A 21,328-nucleotide genomic window follows, 5' to 3' on the forward strand; every position below is an offset into this window, starting at 1 on the left:
CTCCACGCCGAGCCCGGCGAGGTCTCGATCCATCCCAATACCACGATGGCTCAGGCGGTCGCGCTCTCGGCGCTCGACTTCACGCCGCCGCGGAATCGGCTGGTGTGCACGGACCAAGACTTCCCGTCGATGCTCTATCTCTACGAAGGGCTGACTCGGCGCGGCGTCGACGTGGTTCGCATCCCGGCGCGGGACCGTCATGCGATCGAGGAGCAGGATGTCCTTGCGGCCATCGACGAGCGGACCGCGGTGGTCGCGGTATCGCAGGTCCTGTTCCGCAACAGCCAGGTGCTGGATGTCGCACCCATCGTGCGGCGAGCTCACGACGTGGGGGCGTTGGTGATGCTCGACGCCTACCAGGCGATCGGCGTGGTCCCGGTCGACGTCGGCTCGATCGGCGTGGATCTGCTGGCGGGGGGCACCATCAAGTGGCTGTGCGGGGGCCCCGGCGTCGGCTATCTGTACGCGAGCCCGCGGCTGGAGCTACGCCCGGCCCTCACCGGATGGATGGCGCACGAGCGGCCTTTCGACTTCGACAAAGGCGCGATGCGCTGGAGCGAAGGGTCACGCCGGTTCCAGACCGGCACGCCGTCGATTCCTTCGGTGCTCGCGGCGCAGCCCGGCGCCGAGATCGTGGCCGAGATCGGAGTCGAGAGAATTCGCGAGAAGTCGTTGCGGCTCACCGAGCGCATGATTGGCTGGGCCGACGAGATGGGCTTTGCCCTGGGGTCGCCGCGCGAGCCTGCGCGGCGCGGCGGCACCGTGGTGCTCGACGTGCCCCACGCCGAACGCGTATGCCAGGCGCTGCTGAAGGCCGACGTCATGCTCGACTTCCGGCCTGGGGTCGGGATCCGGCTGGCGCCGCACTTCTACACACGGGAAGACGAAGTCGACCTGGTCCTGAAGATGGTGCGCGACGAGGTCGAGCGGGTGCTTTGCGCATAGTCCGCCTCCTCCCGGCGCGCGTGATAGAGTGCCGGTCCACGGCCGCCGAAGGGCGAGGCCAACCCCTCCGATTCCAACGTTCGACAACCACCAGGAGACCCCCATGGAGGCGACAACGGTGACGGAAAGCACCCGGCTCAAGATCGTCCGCGAGCCGAAGGTCTACTTGGTCGGCCGGCAGGTGGTCGATGCGCAGAAGATCGAGGACTTCCTGGGCGACCACGAGGTCACCTGGCAGACCGACACCGAAGTCGGCGCCGAGGCGCTGGCCGAGATGGCGGGCCGGGTCTGCTACATGAGCTACGGCAAGGGCCGCAAGACCAACCGCGAGTTCGTCGGCCATATCGTCGAGGTCGGGCACGGCTCCGTGCTCGAGCACGCGGTCTGGAGCTTCGTCGTCACCAGCGTATCGCGCTCCTTCACGCACGAGCTGATCCGGCACCGGCACTTCTCGTATTCCCAGCTCTCGCAGCGCTACGTGAACGAGTCCGACTCCGCCTTCGTCGAGCCCGACGTGATCGCCGAGGATCCCGAGCTCCATCAGGTGTGGAGCGAAGCGGTCGAAGCGACCCGCCAGGCCTACGACCGGCTGGTCGAGGGCCTGCAGAAGCGCTACGCGCACGTGCCCGAGGCCACGCTGCGGCGCAAGCTGGCGCGGCAGGCGGCGCGCTCGGTGCTGCCCAACGCCACCGAGACCAAGATCTTCATGACCGGAAACGCGCGCGCCCTGCGTCACTTCATCGAGCTGCGCGGCAGCGAGCACGCCGACATCGAGATCCGCAAAGTGGCGGTCGAGATGCTCAAGCTCATGCAGGCCGAGGCGCCCAACCTGTTCGCCGACTACCAGCTCAAGACGCTGGCCGACGGAACGGTCGTGACCTTCACGGAGCATCCGAAGGTCTGACCTTCGCGCTCGGGCGCGCCGAACTCATGTCCACGCCTCTGGTGATCCGACGGACGGTCGCCCGGCTATCCGAGCGCGGACTCGAGAGCGTCGAGGACGCGGTGGCGGTGGAGCGCGCGCTCGAGATCCGCATCAATGATCAGCCGCTCTCGGTGACCCTGCGCACGCCTGGTCACGACGCCGAGCTGGGGCTGGGATTCCTGGCGAGCGAAGGATTGCTCACCCGGCGGAGCGATGTCGCCCGGCTCTCGGAGGTCGCCGCGAGCTGCTCGGACGAGCCCGACCGGCTCGACATCACGCTCGCGCCTCACGTGTCGATCGATTGGACCCGGTTCGAGCGCCACTTCGCCGCGACCGCAGCCTGTGGGCTCTGCGGCCGCGCGCACCTCGACTCGCTGCGGGCGGGTCTGCGGCCGCTCGCCGCCGGGGAGCCGCTCGCCGCCGGTGCGCTCGCCGGGCTCCCTTCGAGGCTCCGCGAACGCCAGGCCGCTTTCGCGGCGACCGGCGGTCTTCACGCCGCGGCCTACTGCGACATGCGCCTCGAGCCTCAGGTGTTGCGAGAGGACGTCGGCCGGCACAACGCTGTGGATAAGGTGGCGGGTTGGTTGCTGGAACAGGGACGCCATCCCGCCGACACCGGGGTCCTCTGGGTGAGCGGACGGGCGGGCGCCGAGATCGTGCTCAAGGCGGCTCGCGCGAGGATCCCGGTGCTCGCCGCGGTCGGCGCGCCATCCTCGCTGGCCATCGAGCTGGCCGAGAGCGCGGCCATGACGCTGGTGGGATTCCTGCGTGAAGGCCGCATGAACGTCTACTCCGGACGCGAGCGTCTTCGCTAGCAGCCTGCTAGGCGCCGAGCCGCTCGCGGAGCGCACGGGCGCGTGCTCTGGCGACCGGCAGCTCGGTCTTCGCTTCGTCCTTGAGTTGCAGGCGATAAGTCCCTGCGAATCCAGGCCGTAGGGCCGCGGCCCAATCGAGGTTCACGATCACGCCGCGGTGGATCCGGGCGAAGCGCCGGGGGTCCAGTCGCCGCTCGAGCTGGTCGAGCGTGAAGTTGATGTAGTGGCGGTGGCCGGGGATGGCGGCGAACACGAGCTTCTCCTCGGCGCCGAACCACACGATCTCGCTGGTCTTGAGGATCAGCTGCTTCTGGCCCAGCCGGACGGTGAGGCGATCGAGCGACTCGTCGGCGCCGCCGCGACCCATCGATGCGAGGAGTCCCTCGAGTCGGCCCGCCAGATCCTCCGGGCGGGCGAGATCCTGGCGCGCGCGATCCAGCGCCCGTTCGAGCCGCTCACGGCGGAACGGCTTGAGCAGGTAGTCGACCGCGTTCTCCTCGAAGGCGCGCACCGCGTAGTGGTCGAACGCGGTGACGAAGATGATCGCCGGTCGCCGCTCCAGACTCTGGAGCAGCGCGAAACCGTCCTCGCCCGGCATCTGGATGTCGAGCAGCAGGAGGTCGGGCTCGAGCTCCGCGATGCGCCGCCGGGCCTCCTCCGCGGAGGCGGCCTCGCCCGACACCACCACGCCGGGAAGATCGGCCAGCATGCGCCGCGTGCGCTCACGCGCCAGCGACTCGTCGTCGACGATCAGGATGTTCAGCGGCCCGGCAGCCATGGGCGAAGCCCTTACCACGAGAGCGTGAACCCGGCCACCGGCATGGCACGGCTGAAGTACGAGTCCGTGCGGTAGCGGATCGAGTAGTCGGGCGAGTAGACATAGTCGAGCACGTTGCGGACGCCGAGCACGTTGAGGCCTTCGATGTAGAACGCGCACACCCCGCTCGCCGGAAGGCCGGCGCCGGCGGGGATGGAGAACAGCTTGGTGAGCCGCACGTCCAGCCGCTGATAGTCGGGAAAACGCGCCGAGTGGCGATCGCCGTAGACCGGATGCCACACGCCGCGCTTCGCGTCGTAGGTGGCGGCGAGCACCGGCGTGAACGGACGCCCGCTGCTGAAGGTATAGCGGGCCCCGACCGTGATCGACCGCGTGGCGCGGAGCTGCGAGACGAGCGACAGCGTATGCCGCACACCGTAGGCGGCGGGGACTTCCTCGGGGTCGTCGAGCTCCTTGCGCCGCGTGTCGAGGTAGCCGTAGGAGACCCAGCCGCTGAGCGCTCGATACGTGCCTTGAACGAAGGCATCGATGCCACGCGCGTAGCCATGCCCGCGATTGGAGTAGAAGGTGACCGAATCCTGGGTCACGAGGCCGTGGTAGACCTTTCGGTAGCCTTCGACGCGCATGTTGCCGAATTCCGACCGCCATTCGTAGCCGGCGATCAGGTGATCGGCGCGGAGCGGTCCGAGATCGGGGTTCCCGTAGACGGGATTCAGGTGCTCGGGATCAGCGGGCTGATGGTAGCGGCCCGCCGCGACGCGCACCGTCTGATGAGTTCCGATGAGCCACGCCAGGGCCGCGCGCGGATCCGTGGTCCAGCGGTCCGGACGCGAGAGGTGGTCGGCGCGGCCCCCCAGCGTGGCGTACACCGGTCCCCACAGGCGGAATCGGCCCTCGGCGTACACTCCTGGATAGAAGAGCGTCGGACGCGTGACCTGATGGCGGATCGGGGCGCCGGGTTGGACGTCCATGCTGTCCGCCGGGAAATCGCCGACGATCTCGGTGGCGCGACGGCGCGCGTTCAGCCCGAAGGACACTTCGGCTCGGGTCGACACCGGCCAGTCGAAGTCGAGATTGGCCTGGGTGGTCCGCTCACTCTGCCCGGCGCCGAACGGGCCATAGCTCCAGCGCTTGTCGTAGCTCTGTCGAGACACCAGGCCCCGCCACGCCATGCGGCCTGCCAGGACGTCGCGGACCTCGAGCGTGCCGACATGGTTGGCCATGACGTCGTCGTAGAGATAGGCCGCGTTCAGATGGCTGGCCACCAGCCCCACGTGGTCGTGCGCCTCGAGGTAGCTCGCGGTGATCCGTCCGGTCGGCGAGTAGCGGTGGATCAGCTTGGCGAAGCCGTTGCTGCTGGAAGGCGCCGTCTCGTAGTCGCTGGCCGAGCCATAGAGCTTGAACAGCAGCGCCGGAACGCTGTGGTTCACGCTGCCGACGAACGAGAGCTTGTCGGGGATCAGCGCCCAGCTCGTGGCCGCGGTTCCGCCCGCCAGGTTGGCGCCTACCGAGACGGTCCGGAGGTTCAGCGGATCCTGCGTCTCGATGTCGAGGACGCCGGAGAGCACGCCGCCATAACGAGCGCCGAAGCCGCCACTGCTGAACAGGGCGCTCTTCAGCATGTAGCTGTCGACCGTGGAGAAGAGGCCCCCCGAAGCGCCTTCGTAATGGTAGGGATGCCCGACCTCCACGCCATCCACGCGGATCAGCGTCTCGCGTGGATGTCCGCCCCGCACGTAGACCGCGGCGCCTTCGTTGGGCGCGTTGATCCCGGGGAGTGCGCGCAGGGACTGGAAGATGTCGGCCGCGCCGCCGGGCGTGCTGATCACGTCGCCGCGCCGCACCACCGCGCCTTCGAACTTGCCGCTCTTGCCGAAGGTCGACGCGGTGACCGTGACTTCGCCGATCGGCACCGGCTCGTCCTCGAGCACGAGCGTCAGGGGAGTGCCGGCTTCGACCTCGACGAGCAGTCGCCGGTAGCCGAGCTGGGCGACCTCGATCGCGTGCCGGCCGGGCGGCAGGTCGATCTCGAAGCGGCCCTGCTCGTCGGTGACGGTGCCGCGCTTCTGCGCCGCGACCACGAGGTTGGCGAACTCCACCGGCTTGCCGGCGCGGTCCACGACCTGCCCCGTGAGCGGGACGGCCGATGCCACTCCGGCGCAAGCGATCACGGCGAGCGCCGCCGCCAGCAGGAACCTGGGGATCAAGGCTCGCCTTTCGCGGGCGAGGCGGTGGCCAGGGCGCTCTCGGCTTGGGGCAGCAGCGAGGAGCGCACCCAGCCGTTCTCGGGATTGATCGCGAGCGCCTGGGTGAAGTAGGCGCGAGCGGAGGCGTAGTCCTCGATCTGCATCGACGCGCGGCCTGCCCACAAGTACGCGTCATCCCGGCCCCAGTCGGGCGCGGCGGCGTCGGTGACATGCTCGGCGCCAAACTGCTCGATCGCGCGCTCGAGCCTGGCGAGCGCGGGCCGGGGGCCGCCGCCCACGAACGCGGGTTTGTGAAGGGTATTGATACCGTCGAAGAGGCTCACCCGAGGATCATCCTCCCCCAGGGCATGGGCGCGCGAGAGATCTTCCTCGATCTGCGCCCCAAGGGAGATCACTGAGGCGGGGTCGACGAAGCGCGTGGAAAGGCCGGTCAGCCCGGCTTTGACGGCCAGGGCGCCCGCGAACTTCGGATCCAGCTCGAGCGCCCGGGTGGCGGCGGCGATGCCGGCATCGCAGTGGCGCCTCGCCCGCTCGCGATCCGGCTTGGGTCCATTGAGGAGCATGCCGCTCGCCCGCCAGTCGGCGACCGCGACCCAGTAGGGGAGCAGTGAGGCCTTCGGCTCGAGTCCGGCGAGAGCCTGGAAGCGGGATCTCGCTTCGAGCACCTCGGCGAGGTCGGTGTGATCGACGCCGTGCTGGAGCTTCTGCTTGATGGCGGCAACTTCGTCACGCGAATACGCGAAGACCGGGGTGACGAACAGCATCGCGGTGATGGTCAGCATGGCCAGAGAGCGCATCTCAGGACTCCTTTCGCTCGGTGGGGATGGGAAGGGTGACCCGGACGCGCGTGCCCTGGCCTGGACCCGTGTCGATCTCCAGTGCATCGGGATAGCCCGCGGCCCTCAGCCTTTCGCGTACCGCGTGGAGCCCGAAGCCGGTGCCGCTCACGGGACGGCTGCCGTCGAGACCCGGACCATCGTCGGCCACTTCCAGGAACAGACGGTCGCCGTTGCGACGCGCCGTCATGCGCACCAGGCCTCCTTCGGATCGCGATCCCACGCCGTAGCGCACCGCGTTCTCGACCAGGGGCTGCAGCAGCAGGCTCGGCACCGGCAGTGACTCCAGTCCGGGCTCGATCGCTTCCTCGAGCCGCAGGCGGTCGCCGAAGCGCACGCTCTCGATGGCCAGGTAGGCGCGCAGGAACTCCAGCTCCGCGCCGAGCGTCGAGTGCTCGCGCTCCGAGGCGCGCAGCGTGTAGCGGAAGAGATCGGCGAGTCGCGTGGTGACGTCCTCGGCGGCCCGAGGATTGGAGGCGATGAGCGAGGCGATCGAGTTGAGCGTATTGAAGAGGAAGTGCGGGTGGATCTGGGCGCGCAGGGCCCGCAGCTCCGCCTGGGCCAGCTCGGCCCGCGTCCGCTCCATGGCGCGCGCACGCGAAAGCGCCAGCGCGTGATACGCCATCGCGAAGCGGATGCCGCTGAAGAGCGTGATGAACAGGAGGCCGAACATGCCGGTGGCCAGCACGCCGCGCAGATCGCCGAGGAAGCCACGGCCGACCGTGAAGTGGACGATCAGCCCGCCCGCGTAGGTGCCGACCATGCCCATCACGGCGTAGGCCACGCCGATCCACAGCGCTTTGGGCTCCTGGGCGCCCGGGTGATGCGGCAGCCTCGGCAGCACGAAGAAGCGGGTGGCCCACATCGAGAGGCCGACCGTGTAGGCGAAGATCACCGAGAACCCGAACGCCTGGCGGTACGATTCCGCGTTCGCGCCGTAGAGGGTTCCGAAGAAGAGCGCGAACGGGATCGCCCACAGCGGCTGACGCCAGATCAGGTGCGGCAGTACCTTCCACGCGGTCTGGCGGATCGTATCGTGGGTCATGGGCTCGGCTCTCCTTTCGCCCACAAGCTACGCGCGAGGAGCCGATCCCGATACCGCGGACCGGATGAATGGTCGCGGGACCAGGGCGAACGGTGGAAACCGGGGGCTTCGACGGAGACTAGGACTTGGCGCCGTCCGTGGCCGTGGCCGGATCCAGAACCCGCACGGCCATGACGGTCACGTCGTCTCCCGCCTCGAGATCACCGAGAAAGTCGCGCAGCCCTTCGAGCACGCCGTCGACGATGCCCTCGGCCGAGAGGGCAGGCGACAACCGGTCGATGAGCTCATAGAGCCGCTCTTCGCCGAACATGTCGCCGCTCTCGTTCATCGCCTCGGTGACGCCGTCGGTGTAGAGCACCAGGCGATCCCCCGGCTGGAGCGGCAGCTCGGCCTGGTCCCAGGTCAGTCCCTCGAGCATCCCGACCACGGTGCCGCCAACGTCCAGCAGCCGGCGTCCGAACCCGCCGAGATGGATCGGCTGATTGTGGCCGGCGTTGGTGTAGAGGAGGCGCATGCGGCGCTCGTCGATCCACGCCAGGAAGAAGGTGGCGAACTGGCCGGTGGCGACGCGCTGGCAGACCAGCGCGTTGATCTTGCCCATCATCGCCGACACCGAGGGCTCCGATCCCGCCTGCGTGCGCACCGAGGCCTGGAGCATCGACGACAGGAGCGCGGCCGGCACGCCCTTGCCGGAGACGTCCGCCACCGCCAGCAGCAGGCCTTCGTCGGCGACCGGGACGACGTCGTAGAAATCGCCGCTCACATGGCGTGAAGAGACGTTGGTGGCGTGGATCTCGATCCGCGGGCGGCGCGGGAAGCTCTCCATCAGGAACGAGCGCTGAATTCGCCGGGCCAGGTTCAGCTCCTGGTCGGACTTCACGCGCTCCACCGCGTCCTTGTAGAACGACATGGCCATTCCGATGCCCATGAACAGCGCGCCGAAGAGGAGCGCGAACATGAGGATCAGCACCACGTCCGAGCCGCTGCCAAGGAATCCGGGACGGAACGTGTAGTGGATGATGAGCGCCGAGAGCAGCGACGCGCTGGTCGAGCCGACGCTGTACCAGGCGGCCGCTTTCCACCAGTGGTCGAGTCCTACGTGGTTCTTGAGCACGAACCAGCGCACCGCCCAGATCACGACGCCGATCACGCCGGAGAACACGAGCGAGATCTGGAAAGAGCCCCAGATGGCGCGCGGGAAGCCGCCGAAGAGCACCGAGAAGAAGATCGCGAACGGGATCGCCACCAGCGGCTGCTGCCACAGCAGGCGGACGAAGTCGCGGCCGGCGGTGGGAGGCGTGGGCTTGCGGCTCATGGAGCGAGGAGTTCGCGACGCCAGCGGCCCGCGTGCTTGGCCAGGCGCACGCGATCGTGGAGGCGATGAGGCCTGGCGGCCCAGAACTCGTAGGCGTCGGGAACCAGGAGGAAGCCGCCCCAGTAGGGCGGCCGGGGCACGTCGATGCCCTTGAACCGCTTCTCCATCGAGCGGTAGCGCTGGATCAGCGTGGCACGGCTCCGCAGCGGTTTGCTCTGATCCGATGACCATGCCGCCAGGCGCGCCTCGCGCGGGCGCGACGCGAAATAGTCATCCGACTCCCGCGCCGAGAGTCGCTCCACAGGCCCCTCGACACGCACCTGGCGCTCGATCTCCGGCCAATGAAAGACGACCGACGCCCGCGGCCGCTGCGCCAGGTCCCGGCCTTTGCGGCTGCCGTAGTTGGTGAAGAAGAGCAGTCCGCGCGCGTCGAGCCCCCTCAGCAGCACCATGCGGACCGTGGGCCGCCCAGAGCGCCCCGCGGTGGCGAGCGCCATGGCGACGGGATCGGAGTGACCGGCGCGGCGCGCACGGCGCAGCAGCGAGGCGAGGGCGCGCCAGGGTTGCGTGGTGGTGGACAGCTCCGGCTTGGATCGAACGGCCATGGGCGCGGCATTCTAACCGCACTCGTTGACACTCGCGAACGCACCCCCGTAGCCTGCGGTGCGATCGAGGAGGGGTGGATGAAGCGAGGTATCCTCACGGTTCCGGCGGCGATGACGATCGCTCTGACGTGGGCCGCCGCGGCGTCGGCGGGCGGATGGTCGCTCGGCGGCTTCGGCGGCATGGGGCTGCCGACCGGCGACTTCGCCTCGGCCGGGCTCACCCAAGCCGGACTCGGATATCAGTTCGGCTTTGACGTCCTGTATCACCTCGATGGCGTGTGGGCCCTCGGAGTCGACCTCGGCTACGTGAAGAATCCTCATGGCGCCGAAGGCACCAGCATCGATCTCGGGGGCGGGGACCGCTACACGCTCGACTCGGACAAGTTCACCACCGTCCAGTTCGGAGTGCATGCGCGAGCGACGCTGCCCGGCTCGGGTCCGCTGCGCTATCACGGGCTTCTAGGGATTGGCAGCTACAGGACGAAGGAAGAGTACGAAGAGACGTATCTCCTGAGTGGCGTTCCCACGACGCTCACCGGCGAGACCGAAGCGCAGTCGGGGTTCGGCATACGGTTCGGCGCCGGGGCTCTGTACGCCCTGAATGCCATGTGGGGCGTGGGCGTGGATGTGGACTACCACCTCGTGGCCGAGGACGAGGAAGACGATCTCGGCATCTCTTCGCTCCAGTATCTCGGGGTCAAGGGCGTCGTTCGGTTCACGATTCCCTAGTGCTAAGTGCTGTGACCGGACGCTGGGTCCGTAAGGTCAGCGATACGCCGACAGACCCGTCACGGCCTCACCCAGCACGAGCGTGTGGATGTTGTGCGTGCCTTCGTAGGTCTTCACCGACTCCAGGTTGCACATGTGGCGCATGACCGGATACTCGGCGGTGATGCCGTTGGCGCCGAGCAGATCGCGAGCCCGCCGGGCGATGTCGAGCGCGATCTCGCAGTTGTTGCGCTTGGCCAGCGACACCTGCTCCGGCTTCGCGGTGCCCCGCTCCTTCATGCGACCGAGCTGCACGCAGAGGAGCTGCGCTTTGGTGATCTCGGTGAGCATGTCGGCCAGCTCCGCCTGAACCAGCTGGAAGCCACCGATCGGCTTGCCGAACATGATCCGGCTCTTCGAATATTCGGCCGCGGCGTGGAAGCAGGCCATCGCGGCGCCGATCACGCCGAACGCGATCCCGAAACGCGCCTGAGTCAGGCAGCCCAGCGGGCCCTTCAACCCCTCGACGTTGGGCAGCAGTCCTTCCTCCGGCACGAACACGTCCTGCAGGATCAGCTCGCTGGTCACCGAAGCTCGCAGGCTGTGCTTGCGCTTCTGCTCCGGCGCGGAGAATCCTTTCGAGCTGGTCTCGACGATGAAGCCGCGAATCACGTCGCGCTCCTTCGCGGGGTCGCGCAGCTTGGCCCACACGATCGCGACCTGCGAGAGCGTGCCATTGGTGATCCACATCTTGGCGCCATTCAGGATGTATCCGCCGTCGACCTTCCTGGCGTGAGTGATCATGCCGCCCGGATCGGAGCCATGATCGGGCTCGGTGAGACCGAAGCAGCCGATGACCTCGCCCTGGGCCATCTTCGGCAGCCACTTCATGCGCTGCTCCTCGCTGCCGTAGGCGTAGATCGGATACATCACCAGGGAGCCTTGAACCGAGGCGAACGAACGCAAGCCTGAATCGCCGCGCTCGAGCTCCTGCATCGCCAGACCGTAGGCGGTGGGAGAGACCCCGGCGCAGCCGTACTTCTCCGGCAGGCTCGCGCCGAGCAGGCCCATCTCCGCGACCTCGGGAATGACGTCGCGCGGGAAGCAGGCCTTCTCGTACGCCTCCTCGATCAGCGGGAGATAGCGATCCTCCACCCAGTCGCGGACGTGGTCGCGGATCTGTCGTTCGTCCTCGGTGAGCAGCGTGTCGACTTCGTAGAAATCCACGCCGGTGAAGCGGGGCATCGTTCAGTCCTCGGGACTCGCGTCGTGGTCGGGCTCGTTGTTGGAAAAGGCAGCGGAGTATATCGTGAGTAGGCTCACATGTCTTGGCGGAGGTCTCGATGCATTACGCCCCGAAGAGTCGGTACCGGGTCCCGTTCGATGGGTCGTTCCGAGTTTCGAAGTCCCCGACCCGGCCGCCCAAGGGAGCCCCATCGGCCAAGCGCTGCCGCGTCCGTCTCGCGCAGGCGGTGGAGACGATGCGCGACCTCCAGCAGAAATTTCACGCCGAGAACCGCTGCGCCATGCTGCTGGTTTTTCAGGCCATGGACGCGGCAGGGAAGGACGGCACGATCAAGGCCGTCATGAGCGGAATCAACCCCGCGGGGGTCGAGGTGCATTCGTTCAAGGCTCCCAACAATTACGAGCTGCAGCACGACTTCCTGTGGCGCACGGCCATCCACCTTCCCGAGAAGGGCGAGATGGCGATCTTCAACCGCAGCTACTACGAGGAAGTGCTCGTCGTGCGCATCCATCCCGAGTTCCTCGAGCCGCAGCGCCTGCCGAACCTGCCGACGCTCGACCGGTTGTGGAAGGAGCGCTTCGAGTCGATCCGTGAGCACGAGCAACACCTGACCCGAAACGGGACGGTGGTCCTCAAGTTCTGGCTCAACGTCTCGAAGGAGGAACAGCGGCGTCGCTTTCTGTCCCGCATCGAGGAAGCCACCAAGCACTGGAAGTTCCATACGGCCGACGTCGAGGAGCGCCAGCACTGGGACCAGTACATGGCGGCCTATCAGGAGGTTCTTCGTGAGACCTCGAGGCCGTGGGCTCCGTGGTACGCCATCCCGGCCGATGACAAGGACTACATGCGCATGTGCGTGGCCGAGATCCTGGTCGAAACGCTGCAGGCGCTCGAACCGGCATTCCCGAAACCATCGCGCGAGGAGCGTTCCGAGCTCGAGCGCATGAGGAAGCTGCTGCGCAAGGACAAAGGCTAGAGGAGAAGAACACGACCGCTCGCTTCACGATGACCTCCATCGATTGCCGGGTCTCGCGGGCCGGTGTACGCTCCCAGCCTCGCGAAGAGGACCGATGCGGCCCACCTCAACGTTCGTCACCGTCGTTCGGGGATTCGCTCCGTGACCTTCACGGGTTCCAAGGAGAACCTCCCATGCCGTTCTCGGTCTCAGGCGCGCGTGCTTGCGCCGCCGGCATCCTCATCGTGGGCCTGACGTCCGCCGGAATCTCCCAATCCGGTCGCGGCGTCGCCACGCGGTCGGTGGTGTACGCGCGGCACGGCATGGTGTGCGCGGCGCAGCCGCTGGCGGTGCAGGCGGGACTCGACGTGCTCAAGGCCGGTGGCACGGCGGTGGACGCGGCGATTGCGGTCAACGCCTGCCTTGGACTCATGGAACCGACGGCGAACGGCCTCGGCGGCGATCTGTTCGCGATCGTGTGGGATCCGAAGACGAAGAAGCTGGTGGGCCTCAACGCCTCGGGTCGGGCGCCGCTCGCGCTCACCGCGGAAAAGGTGCCGCCCGAGCCCGACGGCACCATCCCTCTCCACACGCCCTACTCGTGGACCGTGCCCGGATGCGCAGACGGCTGGTTCGAGCTACATGCCAAGTACGGCAAGCTGCCGATGAAGCGCGTGCTCGAGCCGGCGATCCGCTTCGCCGAGGAAGGGTTCCCGGTCTCGCCGGTGATCTCCGAGAACTGGGCGTCGAGCGTGAAGCGATTCGGAGAGAAGCCGGGATTCAAGGAGGTGTTCATGCCCAACGGCCGCACGCCGGCCGAGGGCGAGATCTTCAAGAATGCGGCGCTGGCCAGGACGCTGCGCGTGCTGAGCGAGAAGGGCCGCGACGCCTACTACAAGGGGCCGATCGCGGAAGCGCTGGTGCGCTACTCGAAGGCGCACGGCGGGTTCTTCGCGATGGAGGACTTCGCCCGCCATCGCTCGACCTGGGACGCACCGATCTCCACCGACTATCGCGGCTATTCGGTGTGGGAGCTGCCGCCGAACAGCCAGGGTCTCGCCGCGCTCCAGCTGCTGAATCTGATCGAGGGCTACGACCTCAAGGCCATGGGCCGCGAGTCCGCCGACTTCTGGCACCTCTTCGTGGAGGCCAAGAAGATCGCGTTCGCCGACCGCGCGCGCTACTACGCCGATCCCGCGTTCGCGAAGGTGCCGGTCGAGGAGCTGCTGTCGAAGGACTATGCGAAGCGGCGCGCCGTGGCGATCGACATGAAGAAGGCCGCGCTCACCGACGCCCCGGGGGATCTCGCCGCGATCAGCAAGGGCGGCACCACGTATCTGTGCACCGCGGACAAGGACGGCATGATGGTGTCGCTGATCCAGAGCAACTACACGGGATTCGGCTCGGGCTACGTGGTGCCCGAAACCGGATTCGGACTTCAAAACCGTGGGGGATGCTTCAGCCTCAAGACCGGCCATCCCAACCGGCTCGAGCCCGGCAAGCGGCCGTTCCAGACCATCATTCCCGCCTTCGTCACCAGGAACGGCGAGCCCGTCATGGCCTTCGGATTGATGGGTGGCGACATGCAGCCTCAGGGACACGCGCAGGTGATCGTGAACCTGTTCGACTTCGGCATGAACCTCCAGGAAGCCGGTGATGCGATCCGCTTCCACCACACCGACTCGAGCGAGCCGACGGGGACCACGATGACCGACGGCGGCATCCTGCACATCGAGGATGGCTTGCCGCAGTCGGTGCTCGACGAGCTGAAACGGCGCGGCCACAGGCTCGAGCCCGAAGCCGTGGGCGCGTACGGCGGATACCAGGCGATCTGGCGGGACCCCAAGACCGGGACCTACTCGGGAGCCACCGAGAAGCGCAAGGACGGCTGCGCGCTGGGGTATTGAGAGCGAGGCCGCGCCGCCGTGCCGCCATTCGGTTGAACCCACGGCGGTCGGTCGAGTAACCTCATCGCGCTTCTTCCTTTCTACCTCCAGAGGGCTCCCATGGCGGCCACCCGTACGTCTGCAGGCACCTCCGCGCGCTTCCACGGATTGAGCCGCGAAGACCTGGTCGGTCTCTACCGCACCATGTTCACGTCGCGGCGGACCGACGACGAGGAGATCCGGCTCAAGAAGCTGAACCTGATCTTCTTCCAGATCTCAGGGGCCGGGCACGAAGGCGTGCTGGTCGCGGCAGCCAAGCTGCTCAAGCCGGGCTACGACTGGTTCTACCCCTACTACCGGGACCGGGCGCTCTGTCTGCAGCTCGGGATGACGCCCAAGGAGATGTTCCTCTCGGCGTTCGCCGCCGCCGACGATCCCAACTCGGGCGGGCGCCAGATGCCGAGCCACTGGGGGCACCAGAAGCTGAACATCGTGTCCCAGTCGAGCCCGACCGGCACCCAGTTCCTGCAGGCCGTAGGCGCCGCCGAGGCGATCGTGAAGTACAAGGACCTCGAGCCCTCTGCGCCCGAGCTCTCGGGCAAGGCCCATGGCGACGAGGTGGTGCTGGTCACCACCGGCGACGGCGCCACCAGCGAGGGCGAGTTCTGGGAGGCGATGAACACCGCCTGCAATCTGAAGCTCCCGGTGCTCTTCCTGGTCGAGGACAACGGCTACGCCATCTCCGTTCCGGTCTCGGTTCAGACCGCGGGCGGCAACGTCGCCACGCTCGTGAAGAACTTCCCGAATCTCTTCTGGGTGGGGGAGATCAACGGCTGCGACCCGGTCGAGTGCTACGGCGTGCTCAAGGAAGCGATCGCGCACTGCCGCGCCCGCAAGGGCCCGGCGTTCGTGCGCGCGCTGGTGACGCGCCCCTATTCACATTCGATGTCGGATGACGAGAGCAAGTACCGGCCGCCGGCCGAGCGCGAAGCCGAGAGCCAGAAGGACTGTCTGACGAACTACGCGCGCTTCCTGGTCGAGGAAGGCTTCCTCGACGAGGCGGGTCTCGAGAAGCTGCAGCAGGAAGTGCAGACCGAGGTGCGCCGTGCCGCCGAAGAGGCGCAGCAGCACCCCCAGCCCGCGCCCGAGACGGTGACGCGCTACGTGTACTCGCCCGACATCGATCCGACGTCCTCGCGATTCGAGGTCGAGCCGAAACCGGAGGCGACGCCTTCCAGCGAGACGATGCTCCAGCTCATCAACTACTGCCTGCGCGACGAGATGGCGCGGAACCCGCGCATCGTGCTGTTCGGCGAGGACGTGGCCGACGCCTCCTACGAGCAGGTGCTGGGGGAGACCAAGGGCAAGGGCGGCGTGTTCGGCGTCACCTGGGGCCTGCAGAAGCTCTATGGCGGGAAGCGCGTCTACAACTCGCCGCTCGCCGAGGCCAACATCGTGGGCCGGGCCATCGGGATGGCCACGCTGGGATTCCGGCCGGTGGTGGAGATCCAGTTCTTCGACTACATCTGGCCGGCGATGATGCAGATCCGTAACGAGCTATCGAACCTGCGCTGGCGCTCGAACAACGCCTTCTCAGCGCCGGTGATCATCCGCGTCGCCTACGGCGGCTACCTCGCCGGCGGCGCGCCGTACCACAGCCAGTGTGGGGAGAGCCTGTTCACGCACTCGCCGGGCCTGCGCGTGGTGATCCCGAGCACCGCCCAGGACGCGAATGGTCTCATGCGCACCGCGCTGCGCTCCGAGGATCCGGTGCTGTTCCTCGAGCACAAGCACCTGTATCGCCAGCCCTACGCCAAGTCGCCGTACCCCGGTGCGGACTACACGGTCCCGTTCGGAAAGGCACGCCTGGTGCGGGAGGGCAGCGACGTGACCATCGTGACCTACGGCGCGCTGGTGCAGCGCTCGGTGCTGGCCGCGATCGAGGCGGCGGAAGAAGGGCTGGAGGTCGAGATCCTCGACCTGCGCACGCTGTCGCCGCTCGACTTCGAGAGCGTGGCGCGCTCCGTGAAGAAGACCGGCCGGGTCATCGTGGCCCACGAGGACACGATGTTCTGCGGCTACGGGGGCGAGGTCGCGGCGCTGATCGCGGACCGCTGCTTCATGGACCTGGACGCTCCGGTCAAGCGCGTCGCGGCGATCGACACGATGGTGGCGTACTCCCCGATCTGCGAGGACTACATCCTTCCCCAGAAGGACGACGTCCTGAAGGCGATCCGCGAAATCTCGGCGTTCTAGCCGGGAAGACCGAGCAGGGATCCGCGGACGCCGCCCGCGGGCCGTTCATCCAATCCACCTCGCGACTTCGGCGGTCAGGAGTCTGCCTCGCGTGTCCCCCGGAACGGCTCGGGGCCACACGTCGACGATCGCGTCTCCTCCCAGGCGTCGTGCTTCGGCCTTCGCGCGGGCGATCGTGTCGTTCAAGCTCGCATTTCGGCTTCGTGTGAGCACCTGAACGTAGCCGACGACGGCATAGCGCCGCCTCGGGACGTCGCCGCGCAGGAACACATCCACGGAGCTGGTCCGACTGCGCGCTCGGGGGGCTCCGTCGCCGACGTAGACGGAGCTGACCTTGGGAGGTGCGAGCTCACATGCGGGGATATAGCTGAGCACGACGCATGAAATGCCCAATCCGACCGAGAGAAGCAGTGCGTTCATCGGCTGAGCACCTTCCTTGGGAACTGGGAAACGCGCGGGTTGATCGGGGGAGATATTAGCGCCGGAATCCGTGCAACTCTACCGCGCAGGCTCCAGCCGCCACTGGCTCTCCTTCACCGCCGCGACTCGGGCAGGATCCAGATGCAGCGGGACGTAGCGGTGGCTCGCCCACCGCTGGAGCTGGTCCCGCTGGTGATCCGGCGAGCCGGTGTTGCCCGGAGGGATGACCGCCCACGAAGAGTCCGCCGCGAGGTCGACGACGTGCCGCCAGCTCGGCCCGAACACCACGTGCACATCCCCGGGAAGCCGCGAAGGCCCCACGCACGGGGTGCTGTTGTCACCGTCGATCGCGATCGTCGGCGGGGTGAGGCTGGAATCGCGCCAGGCGAGCGCGTGAGCGAAGCGTGCTCGATGCGCGCGGTGCCAGGTCCAGGTCGAAAGGTCGGGCCCGAGCTTGAGCTTCAGCTCGCGCAGCGCCTGCACCAGGGCTTCGAACGCAGCGCGCGGCGCCGCCTCGGCCGCCCCGGTTCGCGGATCCCGCAGGGCGTCCGGCGCTCGTCCGTCGAGCGCCGCGACCGCCAACCCGGGCGCGTCGGCGAGGTTCGAGCGGCGCAGGAAGGTGCCGAACCATGCCCGGAAGATGGTCGGCGCGATGCGATCGCGGCGGCACGCGCCATCCCAGGCGCGCAGCGTGTCGAGCGCCGCGCGAACCGTGTCGGACCGCGCGGAGGTCATCGCATCGGCGCACCTCAATAGCCGCGGAACGAGTCTCTGCGCGGCGCGCGAGACGACGTCGTTCTGGATGCTCCGCATGTCGTCGACGGTGATCTCAGGATCGCCCGCGAGGCGGGCCGACATGCGCGCGGCGCGGTCATGGATCCAGTCGAAACGCGGGAGATCGTCGGGATAGGGCGAGCCGATCGGGAGGTTGTTTCCGTTGGCCGCGAATCCGGCTCTCGGCACGTCCCACGCGGGCATCGAGTCGGCGGGGATGATGCCCGTCCACTCGTGCCGGCCATCGCTCGGCAACACCCCGTAGCCGGGATCGAAGCGGCGGCGCGGGACGGCGCCCACCGTCTGGTAGAGCACATGGCCCTGCCGGTCGGCCGCCATGACGTTGAGCGTCGGGGTCACGATCGTGCGCACCCTGGCGCCGATCTCCGCGGTGGTGCGCGAGCGCTCCAGGCCGATCAGCCGGCGCAGGGTGGAGTTTCCCTCGAGCGCGGTCCAGCGCATCGAGAGGGCGAGCCTTCGCTTGCGGTCGTACACGAGCACCGGCCCATGCGGCGTATAGCGGCGCTTCTGTCCGAAGGTCGGGAGCGGAATACCGACCGCCCGGAAGCGCATCGTGTAATCCTCTTCACGGATCGGCGTCCAGTTGCCCCGCCAGCGCACCGAGCGTCCGTCGGCCGAGAGGGTGTCGGCATAGACGTCGAGCACGTCGGCGCCGAGCGAAGTGATTCCCCATGCGGCATCCCGGTTGCGGCCGCTCACGATGATCGGGAGGCCGGGGACGCAGCCGCCGGCGGCGTCGAGCGTATCCGGGACCGTCACGTGAACCGCGTGGAAGGCGCCGGGAGCAGTCAGGCTCAGGTGGACATCGTTGGCCAGCAGGGGAGCGCGCGTCGCGCTGCGCGCCGGGCCCACCGCGAACACGTTGCTCGCGCCGAGCTCGGGATCACGTGCGGTCTCGAACGGCAGCCGGGTGGGGCGCCATCCCGTGGACGTGCCCTCGGGGGACGCCCCGCCTGGGAGCCGCCGGCGAGAAGGCCTTCCGTAGAGCCGCACCGCGACGCTGTCGGGAATCGTGGAGAACATCCACTCCGTCTCGAATCGCCGCCGCCGCTCGAACCACGAAGGGCCTCGCGCGCGCAGCGTCTCCGCTTCCGCGATCTCGGGCACGGTCAGATCGAGAAGGACTCCCTGCGCCAGGAGGAAGAGATACGTGTCGTGCGCATTCCAGTCGAGCGGACGTTGTCCCAGCTTGATGAACTCCGCCGGCCATGGGCGCACGCCCTTCCGGCACAGATCGAGGTAGGCATTGACGCCCTCGGCGTAGCGCTCGAGTGCCAAGCGCACGCCAGGATCCGAGCGGTCCTGGTTCCATGCCCGGCGTGCGCGCGTCGCCAGCTCGAAGAGCTGAGCGCCGCCATCGGCGCGGAGCGAGCGGTTGCCGAACCACTGCCAGAGCGTCCCGCTCGCCGCCCGGCGCCCATGCTCCATCTGCCACAGCCGGTCGCGCGCGGTCACGAACCCCCACGCGAAGTAGAGGTCGCTCAGATTGCTCGCGCGCAGGTGAGGCGTGCCGTAGAGGTCGGTGGTGAGGGACACCGGCCGTTGCAGAGCGGAAATGCTCAGCACGGTGTCGCGGTCAGCCGCCAGGACGGGGGGTGAGACGGCGAGGAAGAGAAGCAGTGCGAAGAACCCGGTCCGCACGGCGCTCAGGAGATGGTGACGAGCGGCGGCCCCGCGACGACGCCTGATGACGGACGACCCACGAGGGTGAGCGGAGTGGCCGCCACGACGCGAACCCGCCGCAGGGCTCCGATGGGTGTTCCGTCGTTCTCGAACACCACGGTCTTGAAGTGGGGGCTCTTGCCGTGGAGCTGCCTGTCGTTGCGGCGCGCACGGCCCTCGACCAGCACTTCGACATCCTGTCCGATCATCGCGTCGTTCGCCGCTCCCGAGATTCGCTGTTGCTGATCGATCAGCGCCGTGAGGCGGCGGCCTTTGTCGATCTCGGAGACCGTCTCCGGCCAGGCGTGGGCCTTGGTTCCGGGACGCGTCGAGTACTTGAACAGAAACGCGCTGTCGAAGCGGATCTCGCGCATCGCGGCGGCCGTGCGCTCGAAGTCCTCCTCGGTCTCGCCGGGGAACCCGACGATGATGTCGGTGGAGAGCGCGAGGCCGGGAATGGCCGCGCGCAGCCGCTCGACGACACGCTGGTAGCCGGCATAGGTGTAGGTGCGACGCATGGCGTCGAGCACCGAATCCGAGGCCGACTGCAGCGGAAGGTGAACCTGGGGCATGACCTTCGGGCATTCGGCCATGGCGGCGATCACGCGCTCGCTCATGTCGCTGGGATGCGGGGAGGTGTAACGGATGCGCAGCAGACCGTCGACGGCGTCGGTCGCACGCAGCAGATCGGCGAAGTCGTGCGTGCCGTCGTGATAGGAGTTGACGGTCTGGCCGAGGAACACCACCTCGCGGAATCCTTCCTCCACGGCACGGCGCACCTGACGGACCAAATCCGAGAGCGGCAGACTGCGCTCCCGTCCGCGGGTGAAGGGAACGACGCAATAGGTGCAGAACTTGTCGCAGCCGCGCTGGACGGTGACCCAGGCGCGCACGCCCGAGCCGCGCCGCGGCTCGAGATCGCCATAGGTCTCGTCGCGGTCGAGCCGCACGTGAGCGATGGGCTCGCCCACGGCGCGCCGCAGCAGATCGGGCAGCGCGCGGTAGCCGTCGGGCCCCACCACCAGATCGAGCACCGATGAACGGTCGAGCAGCCGCGACCTGAGATGCTGGGCCATGCACCCGGCGACGCCCACGACCAGCTCGGGCCGCCGCGACTTGAGCCGCGCAAAGTCCCCGAGCCTCCCGAGGACCCGCTGCTCGGCATGCTCGCGAATGGCGCAGGTATTGAGGAGGATGGCGTCGGCGTCCTCGGGTCGATCGACCCGCTCGAATCCGGCGTCCTCGAGCACGCCGGCCATCAGCTCGCTGTCGGCCACGTTCATCTGGCAGCCGTAGGTCTCGAGGAAGACGCGTTTCATGGGGCGCCGACGGTATCACGGGTGCGCGGAGCTCGGCCAACTCGGAGGGAGGCGTGCGGAGGGTGGTGCCTGAGCTAGCGGACTCGAGGTGTATGTGCTGCGACCGCCATCGGACGTTCGTGCGCAGCCGAGCGCGCCTCGCGCCTCCGATCGCACACACGCTACTCTTGACCGCCACGCGGCGGCTCGCTCAGAGTGCCCGGCATGCCGACGCGACCGAGCCGTAAGCTTCAGACCTTCAAGAACCCCACGCCCGACCGTGACTATGTGATTCGTCACGTGTGCCCCGAGTACACCGCGGTGTGCCCCGTCACCGGGCAGCCCGACTTCGGCACCATCATCGTCCGCTACGTCCCCGACCGGACGTGCATCGAGCTCAAGTCGCTCAAGCTCTACCTTTGGTCGTTTCGTGACGAAGGGCACTTCTTCGAGCAGGCCACGAACCAGATCCTCGACGACCTGGTGAAGGCGACACGGCCCAGGCGCATGACGGTGATCGGGCGGTTCAATGTGCGCGGCGGAATTCGCACCACGGTGATCGCTCGCTACGCGGCCCGCGGTTCCGCACCCGCAGGCCGCCCCGGCCGGTGAGCGACCGCGGGCGACCGCG

The 21,328-nt window shown here is 68.0% G+C and carries 18 protein-coding genes; 8 read left to right on the plus strand and 10 right to left on the minus strand.

The features are described from left to right. The 3 genes from VFQ05_08120 to fdhD all read left to right on the plus strand — a co-directional run. Positions 1-945: aminotransferase class V-fold PLP-dependent enzyme (locus VFQ05_08120; GenBank protein HET9326722.1), on the plus strand; the 945-nt coding region annotated here is incomplete at its 5' end. A gap of 166 nt (positions 946-1,111) precedes the next feature. Then, a complete protein-coding gene (gene thyX, locus VFQ05_08125; GenBank protein ID HET9326723.1) occupies positions 1,112-1,849 on the plus strand; it encodes an FAD-dependent thymidylate synthase in 738 nt (245 codons plus the stop codon). A gap of 26 nt (positions 1,850-1,875) precedes the next feature. After that, a complete protein-coding gene (gene fdhD, locus VFQ05_08130) occupies positions 1,876-2,685 on the plus strand; it encodes a formate dehydrogenase accessory sulfurtransferase FdhD (GenBank protein HET9326724.1) in 810 nt (269 codons plus the stop codon). Positions 2,686-2,692: 7 nt separating this feature from the next. Here the strand turns inward: fdhD and VFQ05_08135 are convergent, their stop codons facing one another. From VFQ05_08135 to pdxH, 6 genes are all read right to left on the minus strand, one after another. Beyond that, positions 2,693-3,463, minus strand: a complete 771-nt coding sequence (locus tag VFQ05_08135) for a LytTR family DNA-binding domain-containing protein (GenBank protein ID HET9326725.1) — start codon at positions 3,461-3,463, stop codon at positions 2,693-2,695. Between the two features lie 11 nt (positions 3,464-3,474). Beyond that, positions 3,475-5,670: a TonB-dependent receptor gene (locus VFQ05_08140; protein HET9326726.1), complete on the minus strand. Its 2,196-nt coding sequence runs from the start codon at positions 5,668-5,670 to the stop codon at positions 3,475-3,477. Then, positions 5,667-6,467, minus strand: coding sequence for a tetratricopeptide repeat protein (locus VFQ05_08145; protein HET9326727.1), 801 nt, complete (start codon positions 6,465-6,467; stop codon positions 5,667-5,669). Before VFQ05_08145 ends, VFQ05_08140 begins: the two co-directional genes overlap by 4 nt. Before the next feature lies 1 nt (position 6,468). Beyond that, on the minus strand, positions 6,469-7,551 hold the full coding sequence (locus tag VFQ05_08150) for a sensor histidine kinase (protein ID HET9326728.1): 1,083 nt from the start codon (positions 7,549-7,551) through the stop codon (positions 6,469-6,471). A 118-nt stretch (positions 7,552-7,669) separates the two neighbouring features. Then, the gene (locus tag VFQ05_08155) at positions 7,670-8,866 is read right to left on the minus strand and encodes a PP2C family protein-serine/threonine phosphatase (GenBank protein ID HET9326729.1); all 1,197 of its coding nucleotides are present in this window, start codon (positions 8,864-8,866) and stop codon (positions 7,670-7,672) included. Continuing rightward, positions 8,863-9,471, minus strand: coding sequence for a pyridoxamine 5'-phosphate oxidase (pdxH, locus tag VFQ05_08160; protein ID HET9326730.1), 609 nt, complete (start codon positions 9,469-9,471; stop codon positions 8,863-8,865). Before pdxH ends, VFQ05_08155 begins: the two co-directional genes overlap by 4 nt. 78 nt (positions 9,472-9,549) lie before the next feature. Between pdxH and VFQ05_08165 the strand changes: the two genes are divergently transcribed. Further along, the gene (locus tag VFQ05_08165) at positions 9,550-10,200 is read left to right on the plus strand and encodes an outer membrane beta-barrel protein (GenBank protein HET9326731.1); all 651 of its coding nucleotides are present in this window, start codon (positions 9,550-9,552) and stop codon (positions 10,198-10,200) included. 36 nt (positions 10,201-10,236) lie between these two features. On the opposite strand, the gene VFQ05_08170 is transcribed toward VFQ05_08165, so the two are convergent. Continuing rightward, a complete protein-coding gene (locus VFQ05_08170; protein ID HET9326732.1) occupies positions 10,237-11,424 on the minus strand; it encodes an acyl-CoA dehydrogenase family protein in 1,188 nt (395 codons plus the stop codon). Between the two features lie 98 nt (positions 11,425-11,522). On the opposite strand from VFQ05_08170, the gene VFQ05_08175 reads away from it, so the two are divergent. The 3 genes from VFQ05_08175 (at position 11,523) to VFQ05_08185 (ending at position 16,522) form a co-directional block, all read left to right on the plus strand. Further along, the gene (locus tag VFQ05_08175) at positions 11,523-12,401 is read left to right on the plus strand and encodes a PPK2 family polyphosphate kinase (protein ID HET9326733.1); all 879 of its coding nucleotides are present in this window, start codon (positions 11,523-11,525) and stop codon (positions 12,399-12,401) included. A gap of 173 nt (positions 12,402-12,574) precedes the next feature. Continuing rightward, positions 12,575-14,287: a gamma-glutamyltransferase gene (gene ggt, locus VFQ05_08180; GenBank protein HET9326734.1), complete on the plus strand. Its 1,713-nt coding sequence runs from the start codon at positions 12,575-12,577 to the stop codon at positions 14,285-14,287. 99 nt (positions 14,288-14,386) lie between these two features. Next, a complete protein-coding gene (locus tag VFQ05_08185; protein ID HET9326735.1) occupies positions 14,387-16,522 on the plus strand; it encodes a dehydrogenase E1 component subunit alpha/beta in 2,136 nt (711 codons plus the stop codon). A 45-nt stretch (positions 16,523-16,567) separates the two neighbouring features. Here VFQ05_08185 and VFQ05_08190 read toward each other — a convergent pair whose 3' ends face one another. From VFQ05_08190 to miaB, 3 genes are all read right to left on the minus strand, one after another. Then, entirely contained in the window at positions 16,568-16,942 is a 375-nt protein-coding gene (locus tag VFQ05_08190; protein HET9326736.1) for a hypothetical protein, read from the minus strand. A 78-nt stretch (positions 16,943-17,020) separates the two neighbouring features. Then, entirely contained in the window at positions 17,021-19,378 is a 2,358-nt protein-coding gene (locus VFQ05_08195; GenBank protein ID HET9326737.1) for a penicillin acylase family protein, read from the minus strand. A 5-nt stretch (positions 19,379-19,383) separates the two neighbouring features. Next, on the minus strand, positions 19,384-20,718 hold the full coding sequence (gene miaB / locus VFQ05_08200) for a tRNA (N6-isopentenyl adenosine(37)-C2)-methylthiotransferase MiaB (GenBank protein HET9326738.1): 1,335 nt from the start codon (positions 20,716-20,718) through the stop codon (positions 19,384-19,386). A 204-nt stretch (positions 20,719-20,922) separates the two neighbouring features. Between miaB and queF the strand changes: the two genes are divergently transcribed. Next, positions 20,923-21,309, plus strand: coding sequence for a preQ(1) synthase (queF, locus tag VFQ05_08205; GenBank protein HET9326739.1), 387 nt, complete (start codon positions 20,923-20,925; stop codon positions 21,307-21,309). The last annotated feature ends 19 nt before the right edge of the window (positions 21,310-21,328 follow it).

The sequence above is a fragment of the Candidatus Eisenbacteria bacterium genome (genome assembly GCA_035712145.1).
GTDB lineage: Bacteria > Eisenbacteria > RBG-16-71-46 > RBG-16-71-46 > RBG-16-71-46 > DASTBI01.